Here is a 23673-nt window from a genome sequence, read left to right on the forward strand (position 1 = left end):
GCTCAGGCCCAACTGATGAACCGGGCTTTCTTTATATTAATGGAGACATAGATGGAGGTGTAGATACTCTGACCTGGGTGAACAGTCGCGGTCGTCTCCTGCTGGTCATCCTTTTACTACTCTCCTTGCTAATCCTGGCCTACTTTATACGAGCGATCTTGCTCCCTTTTTTTATCGCTATTACCATCGCTTATCTTTTTCATCCTGTCGTAGATTGGCTAGAATGCAAGGGACTCCCTCGCTCTTTAAGTATCCTCTCCATATTTGCTCTTTTTTTTGGTACCATTGCAGCCATTATCACTTTTGGCATGCCCAAAGTTATTGAAGAACTGATCCACTTTAGCGAACAACTCCCCGGCTACATCCAAGATGTAGACAGACTCTTGGTTCGCATTCAAGAAAGCATGGTACAAGCGGGCTTCCCACCAGGCTTACAACAAGTCTGGGGCGATACACTGCTTGAAATCGAAGAAAACTTACTCACAGCCGTGCGAAACTTTTTAGACGGCTTCTTCGACCTTTTAGCCCACTCTCTTGAAATCGTACTCATTCCTGTCATGGCTTACTACTTTCTACGAGACTGGGAGAAGATCGGAAACAGCCTCAGCCGTATTACGCCAAGAAGAATACGCAAAGATGTGCACTTTCTGGCTGCTGAAACAGACCGTGTTTTGAAGGCGGTTGTAAGAGGGCACCTCTTCATAGCCCTAATCGTAGGAGCTCTTACGGCTATTGGTATGTGGGCCATCGGCATGAAATACAGCCTCATGATCGGCATCATTGCCGGTGTTGCCGATTTGATCCCCTACTTTGGTCCTATCATCGGTACAATTCCTGTTGTTATTCTTGGTCTTCTGCAATCACCGCAAACCGCTTTATGGGCTGTAGTCGTGATGTTTATCATCCAACAAATCGAATCGAATCTTATTTCTCCGAAGGTACTGGGAGACTCTGTAGGACTTCATCCGTTGCTTGTCATTTTTGCACTTCTGGCGGGGGGGCATCTTTTCGGTCTGTTGGGTCTTTTGTTAGCTATTCCTTTTGCTGCAGTTCTTAAGGTGATTGGGCGATATATTTTTTTGAAAGTGCTTGTTTGATTTAGCTTTGCCTCTTCTGTCTTGTGTCGATAGATTGTCGTGGGGCGGTTCTGCTACAACCGTCCTCTTCTGTTCCTCGGTGAGCTATCTTGACAGCAAGAACGGGGAGAGAGTATAGTACAATTTGGAAAGCCTTGTCTAATTTGAGCACATAGAGACCGTGCAATATGCAAAAAGGTCAGCACATACAAAATCAAGGGGGCGTCATTAACCTTGCAAAGAGGCAATGAGATCAGGCAATTATTTCTCGATTATTTCGCCAGCAAAGGTCATACGGTTGTAGAAAGTTCCTCACTGGTTCCGCACAACGATCCAACGCTACTTTTTACGAATGCTGGCATGAACCAATTCAAGGACCTTTTCTTAGGTTATGAGAAAAGGTCTTATGTGAGGGCAGCCACATCCCAAAAGTGTGTTCGTGCGGGTGGTAAGCACAACGATTTAGATACAGTAGGAAGAACAGCGCGGCACCATACATTTTTTGAAATGCTCGGCAACTTTTCTTTTGGTGACTACTTTAAGACAGAAGCGATTCAGTATGGTTGGGAATTTCTTACCGAAGTAGTTCATCTTCCGAAAGACAAGCTTTACGCTACCATCTATCTTGACGATGATGAAGCGTTCGAAATTTGGCGAAATACCATCGGCCTCCCCGAAGAACGCATCCTTCGCCTCGGTGAAAAAGACAATTTCTGGGCCATGGGAGATACGGGTCCCTGTGGACCTTGTTCAGAGATCCTGATTGACCGAGGCGAGCATCTTCGCTGTGATGCCGAGACTTGCTTTATCGGACACTGTGACTGCGATCGCTGGCTTGAGATCTGGAATCTCGTTTTTATGCAATACAATCGTGACGAGAACGGTACGATGACGCCCCTGCCGAAGCCATCGATTGATACAGGTATGGGCTTAGAGCGACTTACATCGGTCATTCAAAACGTAAGTACCAACTACGATACCGATCTAATGCGACCTCTTATTGGGGCTGTAGAAAGCATTAGTGGAAAGAACTATGAAAAGGGAGAAGCTGGTTTTCCTTTCCGTGTCGTTGCTGACCACATTCGCTCTTGTACCTTTTTGATAACCGATGGTGTCTTACCAGGCAATGAAGGTCGCGGCTACGTATTGCGCCGCATCTTACGCCGGGCTGTTCGCTTTGGTAAAGTGCTCGGTATTGAGAAGCCTTTTATGTATAAAATCGTTGCCAATGTTGTTGATCTTATGGGACAAGCTTACCCCGAGATCAAGGAAAAACAAGAATTCGTAGAAAAAGTCATTCGAATTGAAGAAGAACGATTCCATGAAACACTGCACGATGGCATGCGAATTGCTTCGGAAATGGTTAGCAAGATCAAAGACCAGGGTGGGCAAAGTCTGCCAGGGCAACAAGCTTTCATTCTTTACGATACCTATGGATTCCCCCTTGATCTAGCAGAAGACATTGCGGAAGAAAACGGCCTTACCATCGACAAAGAAGGCTTTGAAAAAGCCATGGAAGAGCAAAGAGCTCGCGCTCGTGCGGCTCGTCAAGACGAAAGTTATGGCGCTGGCATGGAGCTATGGAGTGCTCTTTCTCAACGTTTTCCCAACACCTCTTTCCTCGGTTATCAATGCACAACTGCGAAAAGCCCTATTCAAGCCCTTGTCGTAGAAGGGGAAGAAAAAGCGCAAGCTCTAGCGGGTCAGTCAGTTCAAGTTCTATTAGAGCAAACACCTTTTTACGCTGAAGCAGGCGGGCAAAAAGGTGATAGTGGTACGATCATGACTGAAAAGGGTCAGATCATCGTCAAAGGTACGAAAAAAATGGCCGGCAGCCTTATCGTCCACAGCGGTATTGTCGAGAAAGGCACCGTTACTATCAACGAATTGGCGCAAGCGATCGTTCATCCGATCCGCCGCCAACACATTGCCAGCCACCACAGTGCTACCCATCTTCTGCACAAAGCATTAAAAGATCGACTGGGTGATCATGTGAACCAGGCTGGATCGGCTGTAGAAGAAGAGAGACTACGCTTTGACTTTTCACACTTTACGCCACTAACACAGGAAGAGTGGAAAGACATTGAAGTGAAAGTAAACGAAGAGATTTTCAAAGCGTTACCGATTGAAGCAATGGAAATGTCGATGGACGAAGCCAAAGCGATGGGTGCAACAGCCCTTTTCGGCGAAAAATACGGTGACCAAGTTCGTGTTGTCAAAATGGGTGATTACTCACTGGAACTATGTGGAGGCACTCATCTTCAAAATACAAGTGAGATAGGTCTTTTCAAAATCATTAGCGAAGGTGGCATTGGCGCTGGCATTCGCCGCATTGAGGCTTTAACAGGCCAAGCAGCCCTGGCCTATCTAAACGATCAAGAAGAAAAAGTGAAAAAGATATCGGAAAAGCTGAAAGTTCCTCCTACAGAAGTTTTACATCGTCTTGAAGTCGTACAAAACAGCATCAAAGAAAAAGAAAAAGAAATTGAGCAACTGCAAGCTCGCCTAGCGCAATACCAGATCGACGATCTTTTACAAAAGCAAGAAAATATCGCGGGTGTACCCGTGCTGGCCGTACAAGTACAAGTGCCTAACATGGATGGCTTGCGACAAATGGCTGACTTTCTAAAAGAAAAAATGCCTAGGGCTGTCCTAGTACTAGCATCAGTTTCAGAAGGTAAAGTAAATCTCCTTGCTGTTGTTACCAAAGATTTGATTCAACAAGGCCTTCATGCGGGCCAACTCATCAAAGAAACGGCAAAAATTGTTGGCGGCGGCGGTGGCGGACGACCCGATATGGCCCAGGCCGGTGGAAAAGATCCGAGCAAAGTCACAGAAGCTTTGGTTGCAGCAAGAGCATGGGTAAAAAATAAGCTAGAAGCATAAAACTTCTTTCGAAGCTGCTTTAAGGTATTTTCTTATTTCCTTTAGAGGAAAAATAAAGGTAAATGGCGAATAAGTTCTCACAAGTGTTAAAGTTTCTTGTAAAAAATGAAACAAAAGTAGGGCCTACTTGCTACTAAAGATTTCAAAGCTTATTTCATTTTTTTAAAGCATAAGATGGTACCATTAAGAAGATAAGGCACTGTTTCATTCGTAACGATGGGGGGTAAACGTTGATGTCTCATGATACCTTTGAACAGACCATGATGTTTCAGACAAAGCAAGAGGAAGAGATGGCGACGAGTGATATTTTACAAGCGGTCCATCAAGCCTTGGAAGAAAAAGGATACAACCCTATCAATCAAATGGTAGGCTATCTCTTGTCAGGCGATCCTGCTTATATTACAAGCCATCAAAATGCTCGCAACTTGATTCGTAAGCTAGAGCGAGATGACCTCTTAGAAGAGCTGGTACGTCACTATTTAGAGTCTCATCAAAAGTGAGAGCCTTAGGTCGTACGGGAATTAAGGTATCCCGACTCTGTTTTGGCAGCTTGACTCTTGGCCCTTTGCAAGCCAATCTATCTTTAGAAGAAGGCGCTGCTTTGCTCAGAAGGGCTTTTGAGTCAGCTGTAAATTTTGTTGACACGGCCCAGCTCTATCAGACGTACCCTTATATTCGAGAAGCGCTGAAGCACTATCATCAGCCTGTGGTGATTGCGACCAAGTCCTATGCCTATAACCAGGCTGATATGGCCCAGGCTATCGAGGAAGCGAGGCGAGAATTAGATCGAGATGTAATCGATATTTTTCTGCTTCATGAGCAGGAAAGTGAACATACCTTGCGAGGTCACCAAGAAGCCCTTGAATATCTTCTTCAGGCCAAAAGCAAAGGCTGGGTCAAAGCGACAGGTATTTCAACTCATACGATAAGAGCTGTTAAAGCAGCGACAAAACATCCCGATCTAGACGTGATTCACCCCATCATCAATCGAAGTGGCATTGGCATCGTCGATGGAACAGTTGAAGAGATGGTACAAGCCATTGCGGAGGCTTATCAAGCCGGCAAGGGACTTTATGGCATGAAAGCTTTAGGAGGGGGCCATCTTTTTGGTCAAGCTCGAGAAGCTTTACGCTGGGTTTTGAAGAACCCTCACTTGCACTCTATAGCTGTAGGGATGCAATCGGAAGAAGAACTGGCTCTCAATATAGAGCTTTTTCAAGGTCTCGATGGAGATAGTGCTACTTGGGAAGCCGTGCAGCAGAGAAAGCGCCGTCTACTGATTGAAGATTGGTGTAGCGGCTGTGGGAGCTGTATAGAGCGCTGTCCCCAGGGAGTTTTACAAATTAAAGCAGGGCAAGCCACCGTGGAGCAGGAACAGTGCATTCTCTGCGGCTATTGCAGCAGCGCCTGTCCCGACTTTTGTATCAAGGTGGTATAAAGTTCATGCGAATTCTAGGCTTAGATATTGGCGATAAGCGAATTGGCATCGCCATTTCCGACCCCATGGGTTGGACAGCCCAGGGGCTAGAAACGTTGCAGCGCAGTTCGAACGAAAAAGTTCTAGCACATCTTCAAGAGCAAATCCATATCTATGAAGTGAGCACCATTGTTTGTGGTCTTCCTCGCAATATGAATGGAACCTATGGCCCCAAAGCAGAAGAAGTTCGCAAGTTTGGGGAGAAAATGAAGGAACGATTCAAGATTCCAGTTGTATACTGGGATGAACGGCTTACAACAGTGGCTGCCCAGAAAACACTTCTTCAAGGTGATGTCTCTCGCGCTAAACGCAAAGAAGTGGTAGATAAAATTGCCGCTGTCTTCATCTTACAGAACTATCTAGATTCCAAAAGGTGAAGGTTTATAATCCTAGAAGAGAGGACATACTAATTTACGTAACTTTGAGCTTTTATTGACAAAGTAGAAAAGGCTGGTATACAATGGTATCAGCTTGGTATCGAATTGAGAGGTGATAGACGAATGGATCAGGAACAAGAAAACATCATCATTCTTACAGACGAAGAAGGTAACGAGATTGAATTTGAGGAACTGGATCGAGTCGAAGTAGACGGCAAAGAGTACGCAGTTCTTCTACCTGCTGACGACGAAGAAGATGAGGCTATCATCCTACGTGTGGAGTTAGAAGATGGTGAAGAAGTTTTCAGCCATATCGAAGATGATGAAGAGTGGGAAAAAGTAGCTGACTACTGGCAAGAACTCACAGAAGAAGAGATGGACGAAGACTAATATAAGAAAGCTATTTTGTGAAAAACCATTCGGATAGTCCGAATGGTTTTTTGATTTTCTTTACGGAGGATCTATCACTTTATTAGCACTTTTTCGATACATATTGAGCCCAAAAGCAGAAAAAAGTATAATGCTCTCATAAGCCTTAGAAGTATCTATGATAGAATAAAGTATGTTTGAAGATGAAGCAAAAGATCGAGATTGAAAGAAGTTGGTTTTGCACCAAGGACTGCAGAGGAGGGCTTACTATGAGTAAGAAAAAAAAGGGCAGATCAGGCATAGTCCTCATCACAGTCCTTACCGTATTTATCGCTACCATGGCCTATTTTTTATACCAGGAACAATTGAAGCCACTTTCGGCGAACTCAAAGGAAGAAATTATTGTTACCATTCCAGCGAATGCAACGGTGGAGCGAATTGGTCAGATTCTTGAAGAAAAAGGAATTATTCGAAGTGCTGCTGTTTTCTATTACTATGTTCGATTTAATTCAGATGATTACCTCAAAGCAGGCGAATACGCCTTGGGTCCCTATATGAATGTCCCAGAAATTGTACAAGAGCTGCAAAACGGCAAGCCTATTCTTCATACATTTACTATCCCGGAAGGCTTTACCATCAAGCAAATCACTCAACTTCTTGTCAATCGCGATCTGGTAGACGAAGACCGCTTTCATCACGCCCTTGCTTTTTCGCCATTGCCTTATGACTATATCGAAGAGACAGGCGATATTTATCGACTAGAAGGTTTTCTCTTTCCAGCTACCTACCGCGTGGCTCGCAATATTACAGAAGAAGAACTTGTTAGAATGTTGGTACAACGCTTTAACCAAGAAGTGACAACGGAAGTGCGACAACGAGCCGATGACTTGGGCATGACTATAAAAGAAGTGGTAACCTTAGCTTCAATCATTGAAAGAGAAGCTGTTATCCATGAGGAAAGACCGATTATTTCTGCTGTTTTTCACAACCGATTGCATAGGAATCAGCGGCTAGAGGCTTGTTCAACCATTCAATACCTCTTAGACGAACCGAGAGAGCGGTTATATCTGCAAGACTTAGAGATTCAATCGCCCTATAACACCTATCGCAACAATGGCTTACCACCAGGACCTATTGCTTCACCAGGCCGCCTCAGTCTCGATGCAGCCCTTTATCCGGCCGACGTGGACTATCTATACTTTGTGGCAAAAGGGCAAGGATACCATCACTTTAGTAGAACTTTTGAAGAACACAATCGGGCGGTGGCACGTTATGTCAATTGAACGAATAGAAGAGAAGAAACCGAATGACTCAAAGAACAGAGAGTCTCTAGAAAGCCCTGTTGAACTTCTAGCACCAGCAGGCAACCTGGAAAAACTAACCATGGCGCTTCAGTATGGTGCCGATGCGATATACATGGCTGGAGGCCGCTTCGGTCTTCGCGCCTATGCAGGCAACTTTACAACCGAACAAATGGAGAAAGCCATTACACTTGCCCATAGCCAGGGTAAGAAAGCGTATATCACGGTGAACATTTTTGCCCATAACAAGGATTTACTAGGGTTGGATGAGTATTTACGAGAAATCGAAGCAATCGGCGCAGATGCTATTATTGTTTCAGACCCTGGTGTTTTTGCGATTGCTCGTCGTACTGTGCCCAATATGCCAATTCACATTAGCACGCAAGCCAATGTCACGAACGTGGAAGCAGCTCGTTTTTGGTCGGACTTAGGTGCCGAGCGCATCGTATTGGCGCGAGAACTGTCGCTTCAAGAAATTCGAGAAATCCAAGAAGAAGTCGATGTAGAGCTCGAAGTGTTTATTCATGGCGCCATGTGTATGTCCTACTCTGGACGCTGTCTAATCAGCGATTATCTTACGGGTCGCAAGGCCAACCAGGGTGAATGTACCCAGGCTTGTCGATGGAAATATGCTTTACAAGAAGAACAGCGTCCAGGTATGTACATGCCTATTGAAGAAGATGAAAGAGGCTCCTATATTTTTAACGCTCGCGACCTCTGTCTTTTAGCAGACATTCCTGCTCTGATTGAAAGTGGCATCAAAAGCTTCAAAATCGAAGGGCGCATGAAAAGCGTTCACTATGTCTCTACAGTCACCCAGGTCTATCGTCGTGCTATTGATAGTTACTATAAGAAAAAAGCAGAAGGCAAAGCCTATCAGGTTGACCGGGCTTGGTGGGATGAACTAAGCAAGATCAGTCATCGCCCTTATACGCGAGGCTTTCTGTACGGTCCACCCGGTCAAGAACCCGATGTGGCGTACAACCGCGAATACGACTTCGTTGGCGTTGTACGGCATTATGATGAAGCCAACCAACGGGTACAAGTAGAGGTGCGCAATCGTATTCTTCTCGGTGACATTCTTGAATTTACAGGTCCTAATAAAGCCAACTTTCTCACTGTGGCCAACGAAATCTGGGACGAAGAGAACCAACCGATTGACCAAGCGCCTCGGCCTCATCAATTAATCTGGCTGAAAAGTCGCTTTCCTTTAGCGCCCCTAGATATGGTTCGACGTCCTAAAGGAAGTGGGGAGGAAGAATTTCTCAAAGTTCGGATCGACCCTTCTCATATTTTCCATCTGGATATAATTCTTGAAGGATTTGGCCATCTTGGCGTTCCTACAACAGTCGATCGCCAAAGCGGCATTGTCTTGATTCGAACGACAAAAGATACGCGACCTGAAGTTATTAAGATATTAGAAACACTACCCTGGCCAGCCCAGCTCTTTGAAGATCCGAGCAAAACAAAGCCATCTTAACCAAAAAATTCCGCGTGAAGAGACTGTCAACATCGGGAACACTATGCTCGGAGGTGACGGTCAGATATGGAATTAAATACAAGAGACTTTTTGATGAAAGCACTGCTGAACGAACAAGAGCTTGTCAGAGACTATCAAAAATTTTCTCAGACTACAGAGGATGCAGAAGTGGCTCAGATCTTTAAAGAGTACGCCACGACAGATGCCCTGCGTGCCAACCGTATCAAGGAAATATTGCAGAACAAGTATGGCGTTGATCAGGATTTGCAAAACTAATATGAATACTAGGCAAGGGTAAGGTCTTTATACAAAGAAAGACCCCAAGCAAGTCACGAACTGCTTGGGGTCTTTCGCATTGTGGGTTAAAAATAACAATAGGGGAAAGAACCTATTATGAAAACAAAAAATCTATTCGATTTATCGAGGCCAGAGCAAATGTCCTAGATAGAACACCAAGGCAATGGCTACAACGTGCCAAACCCACCAACCTACATTGAGGAACTCCCAGGTAGTGCCATCAAGAGCATTTTGCTTTGTCTTTTCAGCATTATTGTCCATCTTTTCTCTATCTCTCCTTTCAATTTTTTATAGTATGACCAACCTACAAAGGTCTTAATCATGCTTATCCAAAAGAAAGGAAATAGAAGAAAAAAATGTCGTAAATATGGAAAATAAAGGTTGACATTGCATACTGTGGTGGGTATAGTAAAAGTAAGCAGACAAGCTGTCGAAACAGTGAAATAAAGAACAAAGAATCGTATTTTATAGGAAGAAATTTACAGACTATTGTAGCGAACTACAACGAACTTTGCCAACTAGTAACAGCAAACTGCTTAGAGCACTGCAGTGTACGCACATAATGACAAGATAAGCGAAAGGGGTAGAAGAAGAAAATGAAATCAACAGGTATCGTACGGAAAGTAGATGAGCTTGGTCGTGTCGTAATTCCCATGGAGTTACGTAGAATTATGGGGATAGTAGAAAAAGACGGTCTGGAAATTTATGTAGACAACGAAAAAATCATCTTAAAAAAATACGAACCAGCGTGCGTGTTTTGTGGAAGTGCCGTAGACATACAGAATTACAAAGGTAAAATGGTCTGCCGCCAATGTGCAACAGCTGTTGCTGATCATATTGTTGTTTGATCAGTAGGAAAAAACCATGAAAAAAGGGATGGCGCCAAAGCGGCCATCCCTTTTTCTTACTTGATTACTAGAATCTTTTCAATGCTACTGTTAAAGTTTTTGAATGATAGACAAACCAAAAAGCGACCGTACCTAATAAGGAAGCAAGTACATCACTGGGCCAATGAGCGCCTAGATAAATACGGCTTAGCCCAACTGATAAAATAAGAAAAATAACAACAGGAAATGCTTTTTTTCGAAGAGATCCTTCTGTTAAAGTTAATAACAAAGCTGGTAGAATTAAAGCTGCACCGAGAGTATGACCAGAAGGATAGGCAGGTGAAGACTCCATAACGAGCGCTTCTACAATATCAGGTCGAACACGGGCAAATAGGGCTTTTAGAGGATAATTAAAGTAGCCCCAGGCTAACAACAGCGCAAAAAGGAACTTCACTTTGTCGTAGGCACCTTGGCGATAGAAGAGAAACATAAAAAGCAAAGTTAAGGGAATCAACAACTGGGCAGAACCTAGCTGGGTAATTCCGTTCATGAAAGCATTAAGAAAATCATTGCGAAATGAAGCAAGGGCCAGCAAAAGCCATTCATCAATTGCTGGAATAAGCTCCCACTGTATAAGAACTTTGCCCAAGGCGCCACTTATAACAATGACAGCTGTACCTGCAAGCAATGCCAGAAAAAACCGAGATAACTGAAGCAGAATGATTCGCCTCCTTCGTACATCAATGATTTCGTCTTATAAAAATAAAACTCAATATCATACTAACTTATCATGTTAGAGGATACAAGCCAGCTACTGATAGGCTGAGGAAAAGTCCCGCAGCGGAAAGCGTGCTTGATCAGTCCCAGAGAGTTTTGCTGATTAAAAGTATTCCCTTTTCTTGCATATTATTTCCTATCATTCCTAGCAAGAAGGCAAAAAAAGAACAAATATTGTAAAAACTGTTGTTCTCATAGTAAAAACATGGTATTATAATAAGTAAGAGTAGAAGGAGAGGTGTTGAACATGAACTTAACACCGAGAGAAAAAGACTTGTATCATATGCTTAAAGATTTTGTTCACGCCAAAGGGTATCCCCCGAGTGTAAGAGAAATTGGAGAGAAGATGGGCTGGGCCTCTAGTTCTACAGTTCATCTCTATCTAGAGCGCCTTGAGAAGAAAGGTTTTATTCGCAAAGATCCTTCTAAGCCTAGAACGATTGAAATTATTGGACAGCGCCCTGATTTTCACGCCATACCTCTGATTGGAACGGTTGCTGCAGGTATGCCCTTATTAGCTGTCGAATGCATTGAAGAATACTTGCCTGTGGCCAAAACCTTTGTGGGCGAAGGCGATTTTTTTGCCTTGCGCGTGAAAGGCGACAGTATGATCAATGCAGGCATATACAACAGTGACATTGTTATCGTCAGGCAACAGCAAAATGTGCAAAATGGAGAGATTGCAGTCGCTCTTTTAGAAGACGAAGTAACAGTAAAACGATTTTTTAAAGAAGATGGCCAGATTCGGCTACAACCAGAAAATAGCGATTTAGAACCTATCTTTAGTCGTGACGTTACCATTTTAGGTAAAGTTATTACGCTTATACGACGCTTGACCTAGAAGTCTTACCTAGAAAAGCACATTGCAGAAGAATTTGAGAGCAAAAAGCCCCCGCAAACCTTTGTAAATGAAGGAGTTGCGGGGGTTTTTGTAGTGCAATTCTATTTGGGCTCTTTAGATGCGCTTTTCTTTTTTTAATTGTTCATACCACTTGGTATTGGAAATTTTGACTTTCTCTACCGGTACCTTGCCATTGATCATACCAGATAACGCGGCGTTGCTTCGTGGATTGATGGCGGCAAAGAAGATATGACCAAGAGCGAGCAACATGGTAACGAGGGCTGCAATGCTGTGAATGGGAAGGGATAGTTGTAACAGCAAGGGACTGAAAAAACGATCGAAAGCGAGGATAAAGCCAGTGATGATGATGGCTACGCCGAGAAAAACTTGAGCCAAAGCTTGTAACTTCTCACCACCGTTGTACTTGCCTTGTGGCGGGTATTGGTAGCCAGGGCTATTCATAATGTAAGGGAAGAAGCCCTTGAGAAAAGCAATATCGTCTTTGTCAAAATGGCTGATATCACGGAGAAAGTGTATTAAATTTTTGCCATTCCAGATCAGGGCGATCAGAGGTGTGATGGCAAAAACAATGCCAGAAATCAAGTGGATGCGACCAGCTGTTGCTTTGCCACCGAAGAGCGGCGCTAAAAAGTCAAGAGCTGTCGTAAAGAGCAAAAGCCCAGTGAGTGCACAAATGATAAAACTGATCGAGCCGATCCAGTGCACAACTCGTTGATCGAGAGGAAACTTCTCAACCATTGGTCCTTTTGATTTAGCCATTCTTCTTGTCCCCTCCTTTCATCCGTTCATTGCGCCAACTGATCAAAGCCGCTCCAGCCAAGCCAAGGACGGTACCACCAAGAGCCAGAGAGCCAGCTGGTTGTACTACATTTTTGAACAAACCTAGAGACAGGGGCGCCGTTGGGTTTTCCGGCAAGTCGTACGTAGAAGGGCTTTGAGGCAAGAGGTAAATCATACCCAAACCGCTAAGTTCATTGACGCCATAGAGATTGGCTTCAGGATACTTGCCTTTGACTTCTTCCAAGCGCTTTTCTGCGATTCTGACCATTTCGTCACGGGGGCCAGATTTTATAGCATCGGTAACACAAGTTTTGACACAAGGCTCTTCCATGTTGTTTTTGATGCGACCAACGCAGGCCGTACATTTGGACATTTTTTTCGTTCTTTTGTCTACTTTTGGAATGTTAAAAGGACAGTAGATGGCACAGTAACCACAGCCGACGCACTTATCTTTGATCGTCATGACGGTGCCAATGTCAGTTTTCCGTAACGCATCGTTGGGACAAGCTTTGATGCAAGAAGCTTCACCGCAGTGAAGACAGCATTTCTTGAGGAAATCCCATTGCAGTTCTCCCTGGTTGTTTTTATATTCATAGTACTGAATCATCGTCCAGCGGTTGGGAGATAGATCATTGTGGGATTGATAAGTCCCTGTAAAAGGGCCAATCTCGCCAGGCAGTTGGTTCCATTGCTTACAAGCAACTTGACAGCCACGACAAGCAATGCATTTGGTTATATCAACAAAACGCGCCATTCTTGTCATCTTACTTCACCTTCCTTACGTCAACCAGAAAGGCTTTATATTCTGGAATCGTTGTATTGGCATCGCCGACGTGAGGCGAAAGCGTATTGGTAATATCGCCTTTGACCAATCCCTGGTAGCCGAAGCACCAAGCCAAGCCAATCTGTTCGATATCTTGACCGTTAACATGCAAAGGTTGTATCCTTTCTGTCACCATCGCGGCTGCTTCGATTTTGCCACGGGCTGAAAGGACTTCGATTTTGTCACCGTTTTTGATGCCCCGTTTTTTGGCTAGAGATGGTGGGATCTCAGCAAAGAGGGCTGGCATCAATTCTGCCAACCAGGGCATATTGCGAGTGGTGGAGCCTGTATGCCAATGTTCGCATACACGCCAAGTAGAACATACGACGGGATATTGATCAGCGTCTCCTTTTTCATTGTGATCCCAGATCTTGATCACAGGGTTGTAAGAGACAGAGGATAGCAAATTGCTGACAGGGCTTTCATAAGGCTCGTAATGTTCGGGGAAAGGTCCTTCGTTCATGGCATTGACAGCAAACAATCTGCCGTGGCCTTCAGGCAGCATAATAAAGGGGCTTTTACCGCCGGTTTCTTCTGGTGAACGAGTGGCAGGAAAATCAGGTACATCGTAGCCAACCCAACGTCCTTCTAGTGAATTCCACCAGATGGTCTTTTTCTCTTCTGACCAAGCTTGTCCAGAAGGATCGCAGTTGGCGCGGTTATAAAGAATACGTCGGTTGGCTGGCCAAGCAAAGCCCCACTCTGGGTAGAAGCCAAGGCCAGAAGGATCGCTTTGTTCTCGTTTTTTCGAGTTGTTCTGGTCACCAGTATGATAGCCACTGTAAATCCAGTTACCGCAACTGGTGGTGCCATCCTCTTTTAGTTCACCAAATCCTTTTAACTGTGCACCGGTGCTTACTTCTTTGCCATTTATTTCTCTAGCGACTGCGTCAACAAAAGTGACTTGATCGGCACTGTCTCCGTAATTCCAGGTGAGATAGCGAAGGGGCTCGTCTTGGGCCTTAGGGCTTTCTTCATAATGCTCTTTGATCTTTCTAGCGAGCTGATCAAGAATCCAAGATTCTGGGCGGCTATCGCCTTTCGGTTGTACGGCCTGCCAACGGTATTGAATGACCCGTCCACTATGGGTAAGGGAACCTTCTTTTTCCATGAATGAAGCGGCTGGCAATAGAAAGACTTCCGTCTCAATGTCTTCAGAGCGAGCGCCCGGTCTTTTCCAGAAAGAGGAGGTTTCATTGTCGAAGAGATCGACTTGCACCAACCATTTGAGCTTCTCTAAAGCCTTACACTCCACAGAACTGTTCGGACCGGCCACAGCAGGGTTTTGTCCCCAGACGAAGAGGCCTTGCACGATGCCTTTGAGCATATCTTCAAAAATACCGATATGGGAGTGGTTATAGCCTTTTTGCTGCTTCGGCAAATAGTGGTAAGCAAAATCATTGCTTCGTTGCGCCTGTTCACCCCACCAAGCTTTCAGTAAGCTGGCCAAAAACTTCGGACGATTGGTCCAATAGCCATCAGAGGGTGTTGTAGCATTGTAAAGAGCCAAATCAGCATGATCTACATCGTTCGGAGCAGGGAGGTAGCCTGGTAAGAGGTGATAGAGGCAAGCCATATCGGTTGAACCTTGTACGTTGGAGTGGCCTCGTAAAGCATTGAGTCCACCGCCTGGACGGCCAATATTACCAAGTAAAAGCTGCAACATTGACATGCATCGGCAGTTTTGAGCGCCTACAGTATGTTGTGTTGAACCCATGGCATACAAGATGGTGCCTGTTTTACCAGGGTGAGCTGTCTCGGTAAAGAGTTCCGCCACCTGAAGAAACTTTTCTTTAGGCATGCCTGTAACAGAACTTACCGTATCAGCATCGTAGCGACTGTAATGTTTTTTCATCATTTGAAAGACGGAACGGGGATGTTGCAGCGTCATATCTCGTAGCGGTTGACCATCAGAACCACGTTGATAAGCCCATGAAGATTTGTCATAGCTTTTCTCCGCTTCGTCAAAACCTGAGAACAGGCCGTCCTCAAAATCGTAATCATCATGAACGAGATAGGAAGCATTCGTATAGTGAAGTACATAGTCGTGATGGTAGCGACCCGTCTCAAAGATGTAGTGGAAAAAGCCACCAAAAAGTGCGATGTCGGTACCGCTGCGAAAAGGTGCGTAATAATCAGAACGAGCAGAAGTTCTCGTAAATCGTGGATCGAGGTGAATGATCTTGGCACCTCTTTTTTCACGAGCTTCCATCAGCCATTTGAAAGAAAGAGGATGGTTTTCTGCAGCGTTGCTGCCAATGATCAGGGCACAATCGGTATTTTTCAGATCGACCCAGGTGTTGGTCATGGCACCTCTTCCAAAGGTTGCAGCCAATCCAGCTACGGTAGAACTATGACAAAGTCGAGCCTGGTGTTCAATGTTAACGACACCTAAAGAACGCATCAATTTGGAAATCAGATAAAGGTCTTCATTATTCAACATCGATGAGCCCAGGCTCGCAATCGCTTCTGTTCGATTGACGATAACATTTTTACTATTTTTATGTACCATCGAATCATCTCTGGTCGCTACGACTCTTTGGGCAATTTCCTCAAGGGCCCAGTCCCAAGACTTTTGTTCCCATTGTGTAGAGCCGGGGGCACGATAGAGAACATGCGTTACTCGTTGATCATTTTTTGTCTTTTGAAAAGCAGCAGCTCCTTTGGAGCAATTGGTACCTCTATTAACAGGGTTGTCGGGATCTCCTTCTACGTTGATCAATTGGCCATCTTTCGTATGGCAAAGCAAACCGCAGCCGCAAGAGCAGAAACAGCATATAGAAGTGGTTTCTCTCGCTTCAGCGATGCGCAATCGTGGCGTATTGGCTTCTAGGCTCTGAAGGGAAAAGCCTAGGTTTGACGCTACAAGTGCCGTTGTAGCACCAGAAATTTGTAAAAACTGTCGCCTGTTGATACTTTTCAATGCATACTCTCCTCTGTCGTCTTGTTGAGCCTAAATAATTAAAAAAAGAAAGTCCCAATCAATTAAAAAATCAATGGGAGCTTTCCTTCCAGCAGAAATGATGCAGTTGTCTTCATCAATGTTTCCTGATTACGTTGGGGTTACTTCTTGCAGGGGCCAGGGCATCACGCTTTCCTCCGCTCTGGACTGGTCCCACGCTGTTACCGCCAGCAAGCTGGCGACAGCTGAGGTCCCAAGTCCCGCTCCGGAAAGCGTGATGCCCAGTCCCAGAAGGTTTTTGCTGATTGTTACTTCCGTTGGAATAGCTTGGCGAAACTTTCTTCTATACGCAACTACCTATTGTATGTGCATCTGGAATAGGCTCAAACCCAGTCACAACCAGCAAGATGTATCTGGGTCAGGCGTTATGACTTCCTGGAGAGAGGACTTCAGACCTCAGCCATCGGCAGCTTGCTGCCGCTTATGGCGTGGGATGAGTCCGTTCGGAAGGAATTCATAACGCCTGACCCCACCACAGAGTAGCTATTTTCGTATTAAGTAAGGATATATTACTTCCGGGTTGACCAACCCATTACATCATAGAAAAGTCAATACCCGATAGCCCCCTCTATAACTTGGCTTAGTCCAATGAGACCGAGCAACCATTTGGGCCAGGTCGCTGTAAAAGGGTAATATAGAGCCAGTAAAATGAAAAAAGTACCTGCGATTACACGGATAATGCGCTCAACAGTACCAACATTCTGACGAAATGAAAGATCCATACTCGACAAATTCCTTTCCCTAGACTCTTTTGAAGTAGTGTAAGTCTCAGGGAACAATCTCATACTGACGCTTTTACTTTAATTCTTCTTGCAACCCATAGTCCTCTAAAATAGAAAGAACTCGATAGTCTCCAGAAAAGAACTCTCTCTTTACCATACCGATGTCAACGACGAAATACTCATAAATTTCTGAGTGCTCGTAGGTGGATTTAATGACGAGAGCATCTTCAAAAGTGCCAGCCGGTGTCACAACAGTCTCTCCAAGACTTATAATTTCTCGACTTTCTCCCGGATTGATCCACTTTGTTCCCACTTCAAGAGGCTCTTGCAAGATGATCCTATGCTCGCTTGGTGCCCGATTCAAAAGGTTGGGAATATCATAAGCTTCTCCTATAAAATGAATTCTAGTAAGAGCTTCTGGTGTAACTTCAAAAACAGAGACGCTAATCGCTCCACCATTGTCCTCTTCTATCTGTGCTCTATTTCCTTCTGTAAAAAGAACTTGCCGGATAAAGGAAGCATATTCATTGCCTTCACCAGTGTAAGACCAGTAAAGGCCTTTCGTCACAGGGAAATAATCAGAAGGTGATGCTGGTATCGTTTCACGCAGGGTATCTCTATCTAATGCGGACTCTTCTTCTTTTTGTGGGATCGGTGGAAGAAAAGCTGATTCCGGTGTTTTTGATAAAAAGTAATACCCATAAACAGCCGCAGAAAAGCCAAAAAAGATAGCAAGAAAGATTGTTATTTTTTTCATTCAAATCTCCTCCTAAAGGTGTCCCGTCGAACAGAGCAATGGAACATGACTTCAGTGGTATAATAGCACTATGAAAAAAGAAAAAAGCATACTCGTAGGACCATGTGCTTTGGGCTAATGATAACAAGTATATTCTTATATGACAACAAAGATATCTCAAAAACTGTTAGTAAACCCCGTCAGAAATAATTCCGACGGGGTTTATTGTCCCAATAGCAGTTAAAAAAGCTAACTTTAATGATAAGATGGTTGCTGCTTACCGAAGCGATCCTTTTTCATGGAATCTTGCTTAAATTGTCCCTGGGCGCCTTTGAAGTTGCGCCGATTGCTACCTTTTCCTCTGCTTTGCCCTTGCCCTTGTCCTTGTCCTTGTCCATGTCCTTGGGTCCGTCCTTGTCTTGGCTTTTGATCGCGACGACTGCGCACGCGAAGCGGTGCTTCAGGGCTTAAGGTCACAGGAACTCGGTTCGTTTCTTTTGTTAACAGCTTTAAGGCAGCAGAAAGTAAGGTCATGGAGTCTTCTTTATCCAATAGTTCTTGGGCCATACCTCGAAAGCGTTGCAGATCCTTTCCTTCAACAGTTCTCAGTAATTTTTCCACAGCCAGACGTTGCTGACCTTCTGCTGCTTCTGATACTGTTGGAATGGCCATACGCATCATATTGCGCTTTGTCGCTCTTTCAATCGTACGCAAATGATCCAACTCTCGTGGAATCACAAAGGCAATGGCAATGCCGCTTTGACCGGCTCGACCGGTTCTACCAATCCGATGTACATAGCTTTCTGAGTCTTGCGGGATATCAAAATTATAAACATGGGTGACACCTGTAATGTCGAGACCACGAGCGGCTACATCGGTTGCGATCAGAATATCGACGGTACCAGAGCGAAATTGACGTAAAACGCTATCACGCTTGCCTTGCGTCAAATCACCATGAATTCCTTCTGCAGAATAACCACGTTTTTTTAACGCTTCGGTCAGTTCATCAACCCGTCGCTTGGTTCTTCCGAAAACTATGGCAAGGTCAGGCGACTGAATGTCAATCAGTCGACAGAGAACATCAAACTTCTCACGCTCTTGCAATTCAATATAGTGCTGTTCCACCAGTGGAATGGTTACTTCTTTGGCTTTGATGGTGATCAAGACCGGCTCATTCATAAATCGGTTGGCCAGGCTCTGAATCTGTCGAGGCATGGTAGCCGAAAAGAGTAATATCTGCTTGTGCTCCGGTGTATCTTCCATAATCTTTTCAACATCTTCATAAAAGCCCATATTCAACATTTCGTCAGCTTCGTCAAGAACTATCACCTGAATTTCCTGCAAGCGAATCGTTTTGCGACGCATATGATCCATTAAGCGACCTGGCGTCGCCACAATAATTTGAGGTCTTTTTTTCAAAGCACGGATTTGTCGAGACATATCTTGTCCACCATAAATCGGCAAGCACTGGACACCACTTTGGTTGCCAATGCGATTCAGTTCTTCAGCCACTTGGATGGCCAGCTCTCGCGTTGGCGTAAGCACAACAGCTTGTAGACCCTCAGGTTGTCTTCTTGCTTTTTCAATGACAGGAATGCCAAAAGCGGCGGTCTTACCTGTGCCTGTCTGGGCTTGCCCGATTAGATCTTTACCTTCTAAGGCAGGGGGAATTGTTTTTTCTTGGATGGGCGTAGGTTCTTCAAATCCCATTGTGCTCAACGATTCGAGAATGCTTTCGCTAACTCCTAAAGTTTTGAATTGTTCCAAGCTCTTCAGCCTCCAAAGAATAGTTTCTTTCTCTATGATTTCCTGATTGAAGGCAGCTTATAGATGCTTTCTGATGCTACGTGAGTAAAATTCCAAAAAGAAGGAAAAACGAAAACAAAGAAAGAACCATATAAGGACTGTTATAGCAAGAGGAGAGAAGTTTATCTATGGTCATAGAAAAGGGACCCCAATCAATTGCTCAAAAGCCATCAACCATTTATGCAGTAGGTGACTCATTAACCTGGGGATATCCTTATGGTCCTGAAGCATCTTGGACGACGAGCGTTGAAGGCGCTTTTTATATACCGGTAGCCAATCTAGGTTTAAATGGAGCGACCACTGAGGATATGCGACGCATACTGATTTCTCATCTGCCCGATCTAGAACCTCGTTCTTGGGTTATCATCACAGGTGGTGCTAACGATGCTTATGGAATGATCTCGCCGCGTAAAGTAATTCAAAATTATCGTGATATGATCGAGCGTATCGAAGTGGCACGCTGTGTTCCTATCATTGGTTTGACGACAGCGATTTCCGAAGAACCTGCTAGAACACGCGTAATAGAATACCGCGCTCTTTTACTTGACTTTTTAAAAGGAAGAAAAGAAGAAGGAGCGGGGTCTTTGCGAACCATTGACTTTTTCAAGCCCCTACTTGCTGCCGATGGTTGCTCTTTAGCCCCTCAATACGCTGCCGACGACTGCCATCCCAATCGTCACGGCTATGAGAAAATGGGGGAAGTAGCTGTCCATATGATTGGTACCTATCTTGAAGAGATCAGGATCACCGATCATAACAGATCATAGGATTAGGGAGTAAAGCAAAAAGAAAAAGCACTTATATTGAAGAAGCAAAAATTTACAATTGGTGGTGAGAGGACTCCATTATGAGCAAAGAAGTAGAAGAGGAAATCTTACAAATGCTCACAGAAGTTAAAGACGATGTAATCGAGACAAAAGATCTACAACGTGACTACCATCTAATGATTCGAGAACTTGTCGCAAGCATAAGAGAACTATATACAGAAGTAAAAAACAGTCGCCAACGCATTGATGAATTAGAAGCACAAGTGGCAGAACAAAATGAACGTATCGCAAGGCTAGAGAAAAAGATAGAGCAACGAGAAGATGCTTCAGGCGTAGAAAATATACATTAGTTCTTCCTTAACTCATAATTGCAAAAAATATAGCATGATTGATATAGGAGTGAAACATCATAAATAGCAACAAAAGCAAAAGGATTAGCGACTTTACTGTAGGTGAGCGTATTGAAGGTTTTTTTCTACTGCGCTCTATAGAGAGTAAGAGAACAAGTACCAATAAAATATATCTAGATCTGACTCTACGTGATAAGACTGGCGAAATTAATGCGAAGTTCTGGGATGCTGACCCTGCGTTGGAAAAAGAGTTTCTGGAAAACAGCATTCTTTGTGTCAAAGCACTTGTCAAAGAGTGGAGTGGAAACAAACAACTATCCATTGAATCGATAAGACCGGTCACAGACCTTGATGGACAAAACATTAGAGACTTTATAGCCTCAGCGCCTCAGGATTCTCAAAGCATGTACAAAATACTACATAGTTACATTGGTCAAATCAAAGATCAAGATATTTATCAAATAACAAGTACTATCGTTGAAAAATACCAAGACAAAATCCTTTACTATCCAGCAGCACAAAAAAACCATCATGCTATTCATGGGGGATGGTTGTATCATATTGTAACCATGCTTGGTTTAGGTGAAAAAATTGTAGAAGTCTATCCCTTCTTAAATCGCGATCTACTCTACGGTGGCATCATCCTGCACGATATAGCCAAACTCGATGAAATGGATGCCAACGAACTGGGCATTGTAAAAGACTACACCGTAGAAGGTCATCTATTAGGTCATCTCGTACAAGGCGTCAAGTTGGTGGACAAGATTGCAGAAAGCATAGGAGCGGATCCTGAAAAATCTTTATTGCTTCAGCATATGATTGCAAGTCATCACTACAAAGGTGAATGGGGTAGTCCAAAAACCCCGATGATACCTGAAGCCGAAGTTTTGCATTACATAGATATGATAGATGCCGCTATGTACGATATGCATAAGGCATTGAGCACGACCAAAGAAGGTAGCTTCTCAGAAAAAGTATGGACGCTGGGAAGGAAAGTCTATAGGAGCTCCCAATAATTATTTAACTTTTTGCAAAGAATAGAGAAATCCCGCTACGTGAAAAGACCGAGCGGGATTTTTTGCTTTAGCCTTTAACTTGCACTTTCTTCATCTTCCAAAGGCTTTATAATGGTGATAAGGATCACGAAAAAAACTAACTTAATAAGTTATAATTAGGCATAAAGAAAGTCTCAGTAGGAAAACTTTAGTCAAAGGAACTTGATGATGCATAAGGAAGGTGTGATCCCATGAGTGCTTTTCTAGGTCCGATTCACCATTGGTTATACCGAAAAATTCGCCTTGTCGTAGAAAGAGAAGAGCTTGTGTATGACAAAGCAGTTGATATCTGCAATGATAAGGCAGTAGAGATCCGTTCAGAAGTTTGGGAGGTTTACGGAGAACCACTGCCAAATCTATCACTGGATCAGCTGATTGATGGCAGAAACATTCACGGTTGGTTGCAAAATCAGATTAATATCGCAGAGACAAGAGAGGCAGCTCAAATTCAGAAATTGATTGAGAGTTGTGGAGATGTAGGTCAATCAGCTGTGGAAAAGGCTTTTATGGAACAAGGTACCCTTTGCGGTCGAGAGGCTGTTGAAAAAGGAGCTTTACTGGCAGGAGCCGATGAGATATACAAAGTATTGAATAACTATCTACTCAATGGTATGCCTTGTGATCAAGTCAATCGACTTACTAGTAATGAAAATGAACAAGTTGTTTGGGAGTCTTCGGTTTGTTTGCAAGAAAGGAACTGGAAGCAAACTACTGTGGATGTCTCTCTTATGAAACACTTGTATGGACTTTGGATTGATGCATTTGTTAAAGCAATCAACCCGGCACTATCCTATCGACAATCGGCAGACACCTTAAAAGGCGATCCAATCAATCGCTATGAGATTCGAGGTGCCTAAAAAGGTGGCATGAGGACGATTCGATTGGTAGCATTTTTTATCTTTGGTTGTGCCCGACTGGGCCTGGCTGGTTAGATAGAAAAAGGAGCCCTCCTAAAAAAAGAGGAGGGCTCCTTTTTTGTTTTTCTATGCGCCTATCTTAAATAACAAGGCCACCGTCAACAGAAAGAGTGACACCACTGATAAAGTCAGCATCGTCTGAAGCAAGGAAGACGAAAGCTTTGGCGACATCTTCAGGCGTTCCTAAGCGACCGATAGGAGTTTTTTCTTTCATCATCGTAAGTACTTTTTCCGGTACTTTCGCAGTCATATCCGTAACAATAAAGCCAGGAGCAACTGCATTGACGCGCACGCCTTTGCGCCCTAATTCTTTAGCCCAGCTTTTTGTCATGCCAATGACACCCGCTTTAGTGGCAGCATAGTTGGTCTGCCCAATGTTACCATGAATACCTACGATTGAAGAGGTTGATAAGATGACACCACTACCTTGCTCCATCATGATAGAAGCAACAGCTTGTGTGCAGTTGAATACGCCTGTCAAGTTTACATCAATTACTTTTTGCCACTGTTGTGGTGTCATTTTTGCTAACCAACCGTCTTGCGTAATACCGGCATTGTTCACAAGGATGTCGATTCGTCCAAACTCTTTTTTTATTTCATCGACCACTTCTTTGACGCGATCGTATTCTGTTACATTCATTTTGAAGTAACGAGTATTATAACCAGCATCCGTGAACTCTTGCGCTGTCTGAGCAGCAGCTCCGTTTAAATCTGTGATTACCAATTGAGCTCCTTCTTGAGCAAAAAGCTGAGCTGTCGTTTTCCCAATACCTCGACCAGCTCCAGTGATCAGAGCTACTTTGCCGTTTAAACGCATGACTCTCCAACACTCTCCTTATGATGTTTGAATATATGGTCAATGGTACAACCTTAAAAAACTCTAAGAGTTCATTTAAAGAAGGACCACGATCCAACAATAGAAAAAAACAAAAAGACTCCTAGAAATACCCAAAAAAGGGTTGATCAACCCTTTACTATGTGATAATATTACATACGTAAGGTTAACACATAGCGATGCGCACAAAC

At 44.0% G+C, this 23673-nt stretch carries 24 protein-coding genes; 15 read left to right on the forward strand and 9 right to left on the reverse strand.

Going from position 1 to position 23673, the window contains the following annotated elements; translation table 11 throughout:
- Positions 1-77: 77 nt before the first annotated feature.
- The 9 genes from FTV88_RS02420 to FTV88_RS02460 all read left to right on the forward strand — a co-directional run bounded on the left by FTV88_RS02420 (position 78) and on the right by FTV88_RS02460 (position 9242).
- On the forward strand, positions 78-1097 hold the full coding sequence (locus tag FTV88_RS02420; RefSeq protein WP_162007862.1) for an AI-2E family transporter: 1020 nt from the start codon (positions 78-80) through the stop codon (positions 1095-1097).
- A 213-nt stretch (positions 1098-1310) separates the two neighbouring features.
- Complete coding sequence (gene alaS / locus FTV88_RS02425) at positions 1311-3962, forward strand: alanine--tRNA ligase (RefSeq protein WP_153724237.1); 2652 nt, start codon at positions 1311-1313, stop codon at positions 3960-3962.
- A gap of 233 nt (positions 3963-4195) precedes the next feature.
- On the forward strand, positions 4196-4462 hold the full coding sequence (locus tag FTV88_RS02430) for an IreB family regulatory phosphoprotein (protein WP_153724238.1): 267 nt from the start codon (positions 4196-4198) through the stop codon (positions 4460-4462).
- Positions 4459-5400, forward strand: coding sequence for an aldo/keto reductase (locus FTV88_RS02435; protein WP_153724239.1), 942 nt, complete (start codon positions 4459-4461; stop codon positions 5398-5400). Before FTV88_RS02430 ends, FTV88_RS02435 begins: the two co-directional genes overlap by 4 nt.
- A 5-nt stretch (positions 5401-5405) precedes the next feature.
- A complete protein-coding gene (gene ruvX / locus FTV88_RS02440; RefSeq protein WP_153724240.1) occupies positions 5406-5816 on the forward strand; it encodes a Holliday junction resolvase RuvX in 411 nt (136 codons plus the stop codon).
- Between the two features lie 123 nt (positions 5817-5939).
- Entirely contained in the window at positions 5940-6206 is a 267-nt protein-coding gene (locus tag FTV88_RS02445; protein ID WP_153724241.1) for a DUF1292 domain-containing protein, read from the forward strand.
- A 248-nt stretch (positions 6207-6454) separates the two neighbouring features.
- Positions 6455-7468 carry an endolytic transglycosylase MltG gene (mltG, locus tag FTV88_RS02450; RefSeq protein ID WP_162007863.1) on the forward strand — a complete coding sequence of 338 codons (1014 nt, stop codon included), beginning with the start codon at positions 6455-6457 and terminating at the stop codon, positions 7466-7468.
- The gene (locus FTV88_RS02455) at positions 7458-8966 is read left to right on the forward strand and encodes a U32 family peptidase C-terminal domain-containing protein (RefSeq protein ID WP_153724243.1); all 1509 of its coding nucleotides are present in this window, start codon (positions 7458-7460) and stop codon (positions 8964-8966) included. The genes mltG and FTV88_RS02455 overlap by 11 nt, the downstream gene beginning before the upstream one ends.
- A gap of 66 nt (positions 8967-9032) precedes the next feature.
- Positions 9033-9242: a hypothetical protein gene (locus tag FTV88_RS02460; protein ID WP_153724244.1), complete on the forward strand. Its 210-nt coding sequence runs from the start codon at positions 9033-9035 to the stop codon at positions 9240-9242.
- Between the two features lie 141 nt (positions 9243-9383).
- Here the strand turns inward: FTV88_RS02460 and FTV88_RS15535 are convergent, their stop codons facing one another.
- A complete protein-coding gene (locus tag FTV88_RS15535; RefSeq protein ID WP_170285768.1) occupies positions 9384-9524 on the reverse strand; it encodes a hypothetical protein in 141 nt (46 codons plus the stop codon).
- Between the two features lie 335 nt (positions 9525-9859).
- Here FTV88_RS15535 and FTV88_RS02465 point away from each other — a divergent pair, with 335 nt between their 5' ends.
- Positions 9860-10111, forward strand: coding sequence for an AbrB/MazE/SpoVT family DNA-binding domain-containing protein (locus FTV88_RS02465; protein WP_153724245.1), 252 nt, complete (start codon positions 9860-9862; stop codon positions 10109-10111).
- 67 nt (positions 10112-10178) lie between these two features.
- Here the strand turns inward: FTV88_RS02465 and FTV88_RS02470 are convergent, their stop codons facing one another.
- Positions 10179-10778 (reverse strand): phosphatase PAP2 family protein, encoded by a 600-nt coding sequence (locus FTV88_RS02470; RefSeq protein ID WP_153724246.1) that lies wholly within the window; start codon positions 10776-10778, stop codon positions 10179-10181.
- A gap of 336 nt (positions 10779-11114) precedes the next feature.
- Here FTV88_RS02470 and lexA point away from each other — a divergent pair, with 336 nt between their 5' ends.
- Positions 11115-11708 carry a transcriptional repressor LexA gene (lexA, locus tag FTV88_RS02475; RefSeq protein WP_153726474.1) on the forward strand — a complete coding sequence of 198 codons (594 nt, stop codon included), beginning with the start codon at positions 11115-11117 and terminating at the stop codon, positions 11706-11708.
- A 114-nt stretch (positions 11709-11822) separates the two neighbouring features.
- Here the strand turns inward: lexA and FTV88_RS02480 are convergent, their stop codons facing one another.
- From FTV88_RS02480 to cshA, 6 genes are all read right to left on the reverse strand, one after another.
- Positions 11823-12488: a formate dehydrogenase subunit gamma gene (locus tag FTV88_RS02480; protein ID WP_153724247.1), complete on the reverse strand. Its 666-nt coding sequence runs from the start codon at positions 12486-12488 to the stop codon at positions 11823-11825.
- Entirely contained in the window at positions 12481-13272 is a 792-nt protein-coding gene (locus FTV88_RS02485; protein WP_153724248.1) for a 4Fe-4S dicluster domain-containing protein, read from the reverse strand. The genes FTV88_RS02480 and FTV88_RS02485 overlap by 8 nt, the downstream gene beginning before the upstream one ends.
- Position 13273: 1 nt before the next feature.
- Positions 13274-16255: a formate dehydrogenase-N subunit alpha gene (fdnG, locus tag FTV88_RS02490; RefSeq protein WP_153724249.1), complete on the reverse strand. Its 2982-nt coding sequence runs from the start codon at positions 16253-16255 to the stop codon at positions 13274-13276.
- A gap of 587 nt (positions 16256-16842) precedes the next feature.
- Positions 16843-17016 (reverse strand): YgaP family membrane protein, encoded by a 174-nt coding sequence (locus FTV88_RS02495; protein ID WP_153724250.1) that lies wholly within the window; start codon positions 17014-17016, stop codon positions 16843-16845.
- Between the two features lie 73 nt (positions 17017-17089).
- Complete coding sequence (locus FTV88_RS02500) at positions 17090-17773, reverse strand: hypothetical protein (RefSeq protein ID WP_153724251.1); 684 nt, start codon at positions 17771-17773, stop codon at positions 17090-17092.
- Between the two features lie 234 nt (positions 17774-18007).
- Positions 18008-19519, reverse strand: coding sequence for a degradosome RNA helicase CshA (gene cshA / locus FTV88_RS02505; protein ID WP_438266902.1), 1512 nt, complete (start codon positions 19517-19519; stop codon positions 18008-18010).
- Between the two features lie 167 nt (positions 19520-19686).
- Between cshA and FTV88_RS02510 the strand changes: the two genes are divergently transcribed.
- From FTV88_RS02510 to FTV88_RS02525, 4 genes are all read left to right on the forward strand, one after another.
- The gene (locus tag FTV88_RS02510; RefSeq protein WP_153724252.1) at positions 19687-20325 is read left to right on the forward strand and encodes a GDSL-type esterase/lipase family protein; all 639 of its coding nucleotides are present in this window, start codon (positions 19687-19689) and stop codon (positions 20323-20325) included.
- A gap of 80 nt (positions 20326-20405) precedes the next feature.
- Complete coding sequence (locus tag FTV88_RS02515) at positions 20406-20675, forward strand: Atg14 domain-containing protein (RefSeq protein WP_153724253.1); 270 nt, start codon at positions 20406-20408, stop codon at positions 20673-20675.
- Between the two features lie 128 nt (positions 20676-20803).
- On the forward strand, positions 20804-21691 hold the full coding sequence (locus FTV88_RS02520) for a 3'-5' exoribonuclease YhaM family protein (protein ID WP_368277576.1): 888 nt from the start codon (positions 20804-20806) through the stop codon (positions 21689-21691).
- A 230-nt stretch (positions 21692-21921) separates the two neighbouring features.
- Entirely contained in the window at positions 21922-22587 is a 666-nt protein-coding gene (locus FTV88_RS02525) for a hypothetical protein (RefSeq protein ID WP_153724255.1), read from the forward strand.
- Between the two features lie 139 nt (positions 22588-22726).
- Here FTV88_RS02525 and fabG read toward each other — a convergent pair whose 3' ends face one another.
- Positions 22727-23464, reverse strand: a complete 738-nt coding sequence (fabG, locus tag FTV88_RS02530) for a 3-oxoacyl-[acyl-carrier-protein] reductase (protein WP_153724256.1) — start codon at positions 23462-23464, stop codon at positions 22727-22729.
- Between the last annotated feature and the right edge of the window lie 209 nt (positions 23465-23673).

The organism is Heliorestis convoluta, from assembly GCF_009649955.1.
Lineage (GTDB): Bacteria > Bacillota > Desulfitobacteriia > Heliobacteriales > Heliobacteriaceae > Heliorestis > Heliorestis convoluta.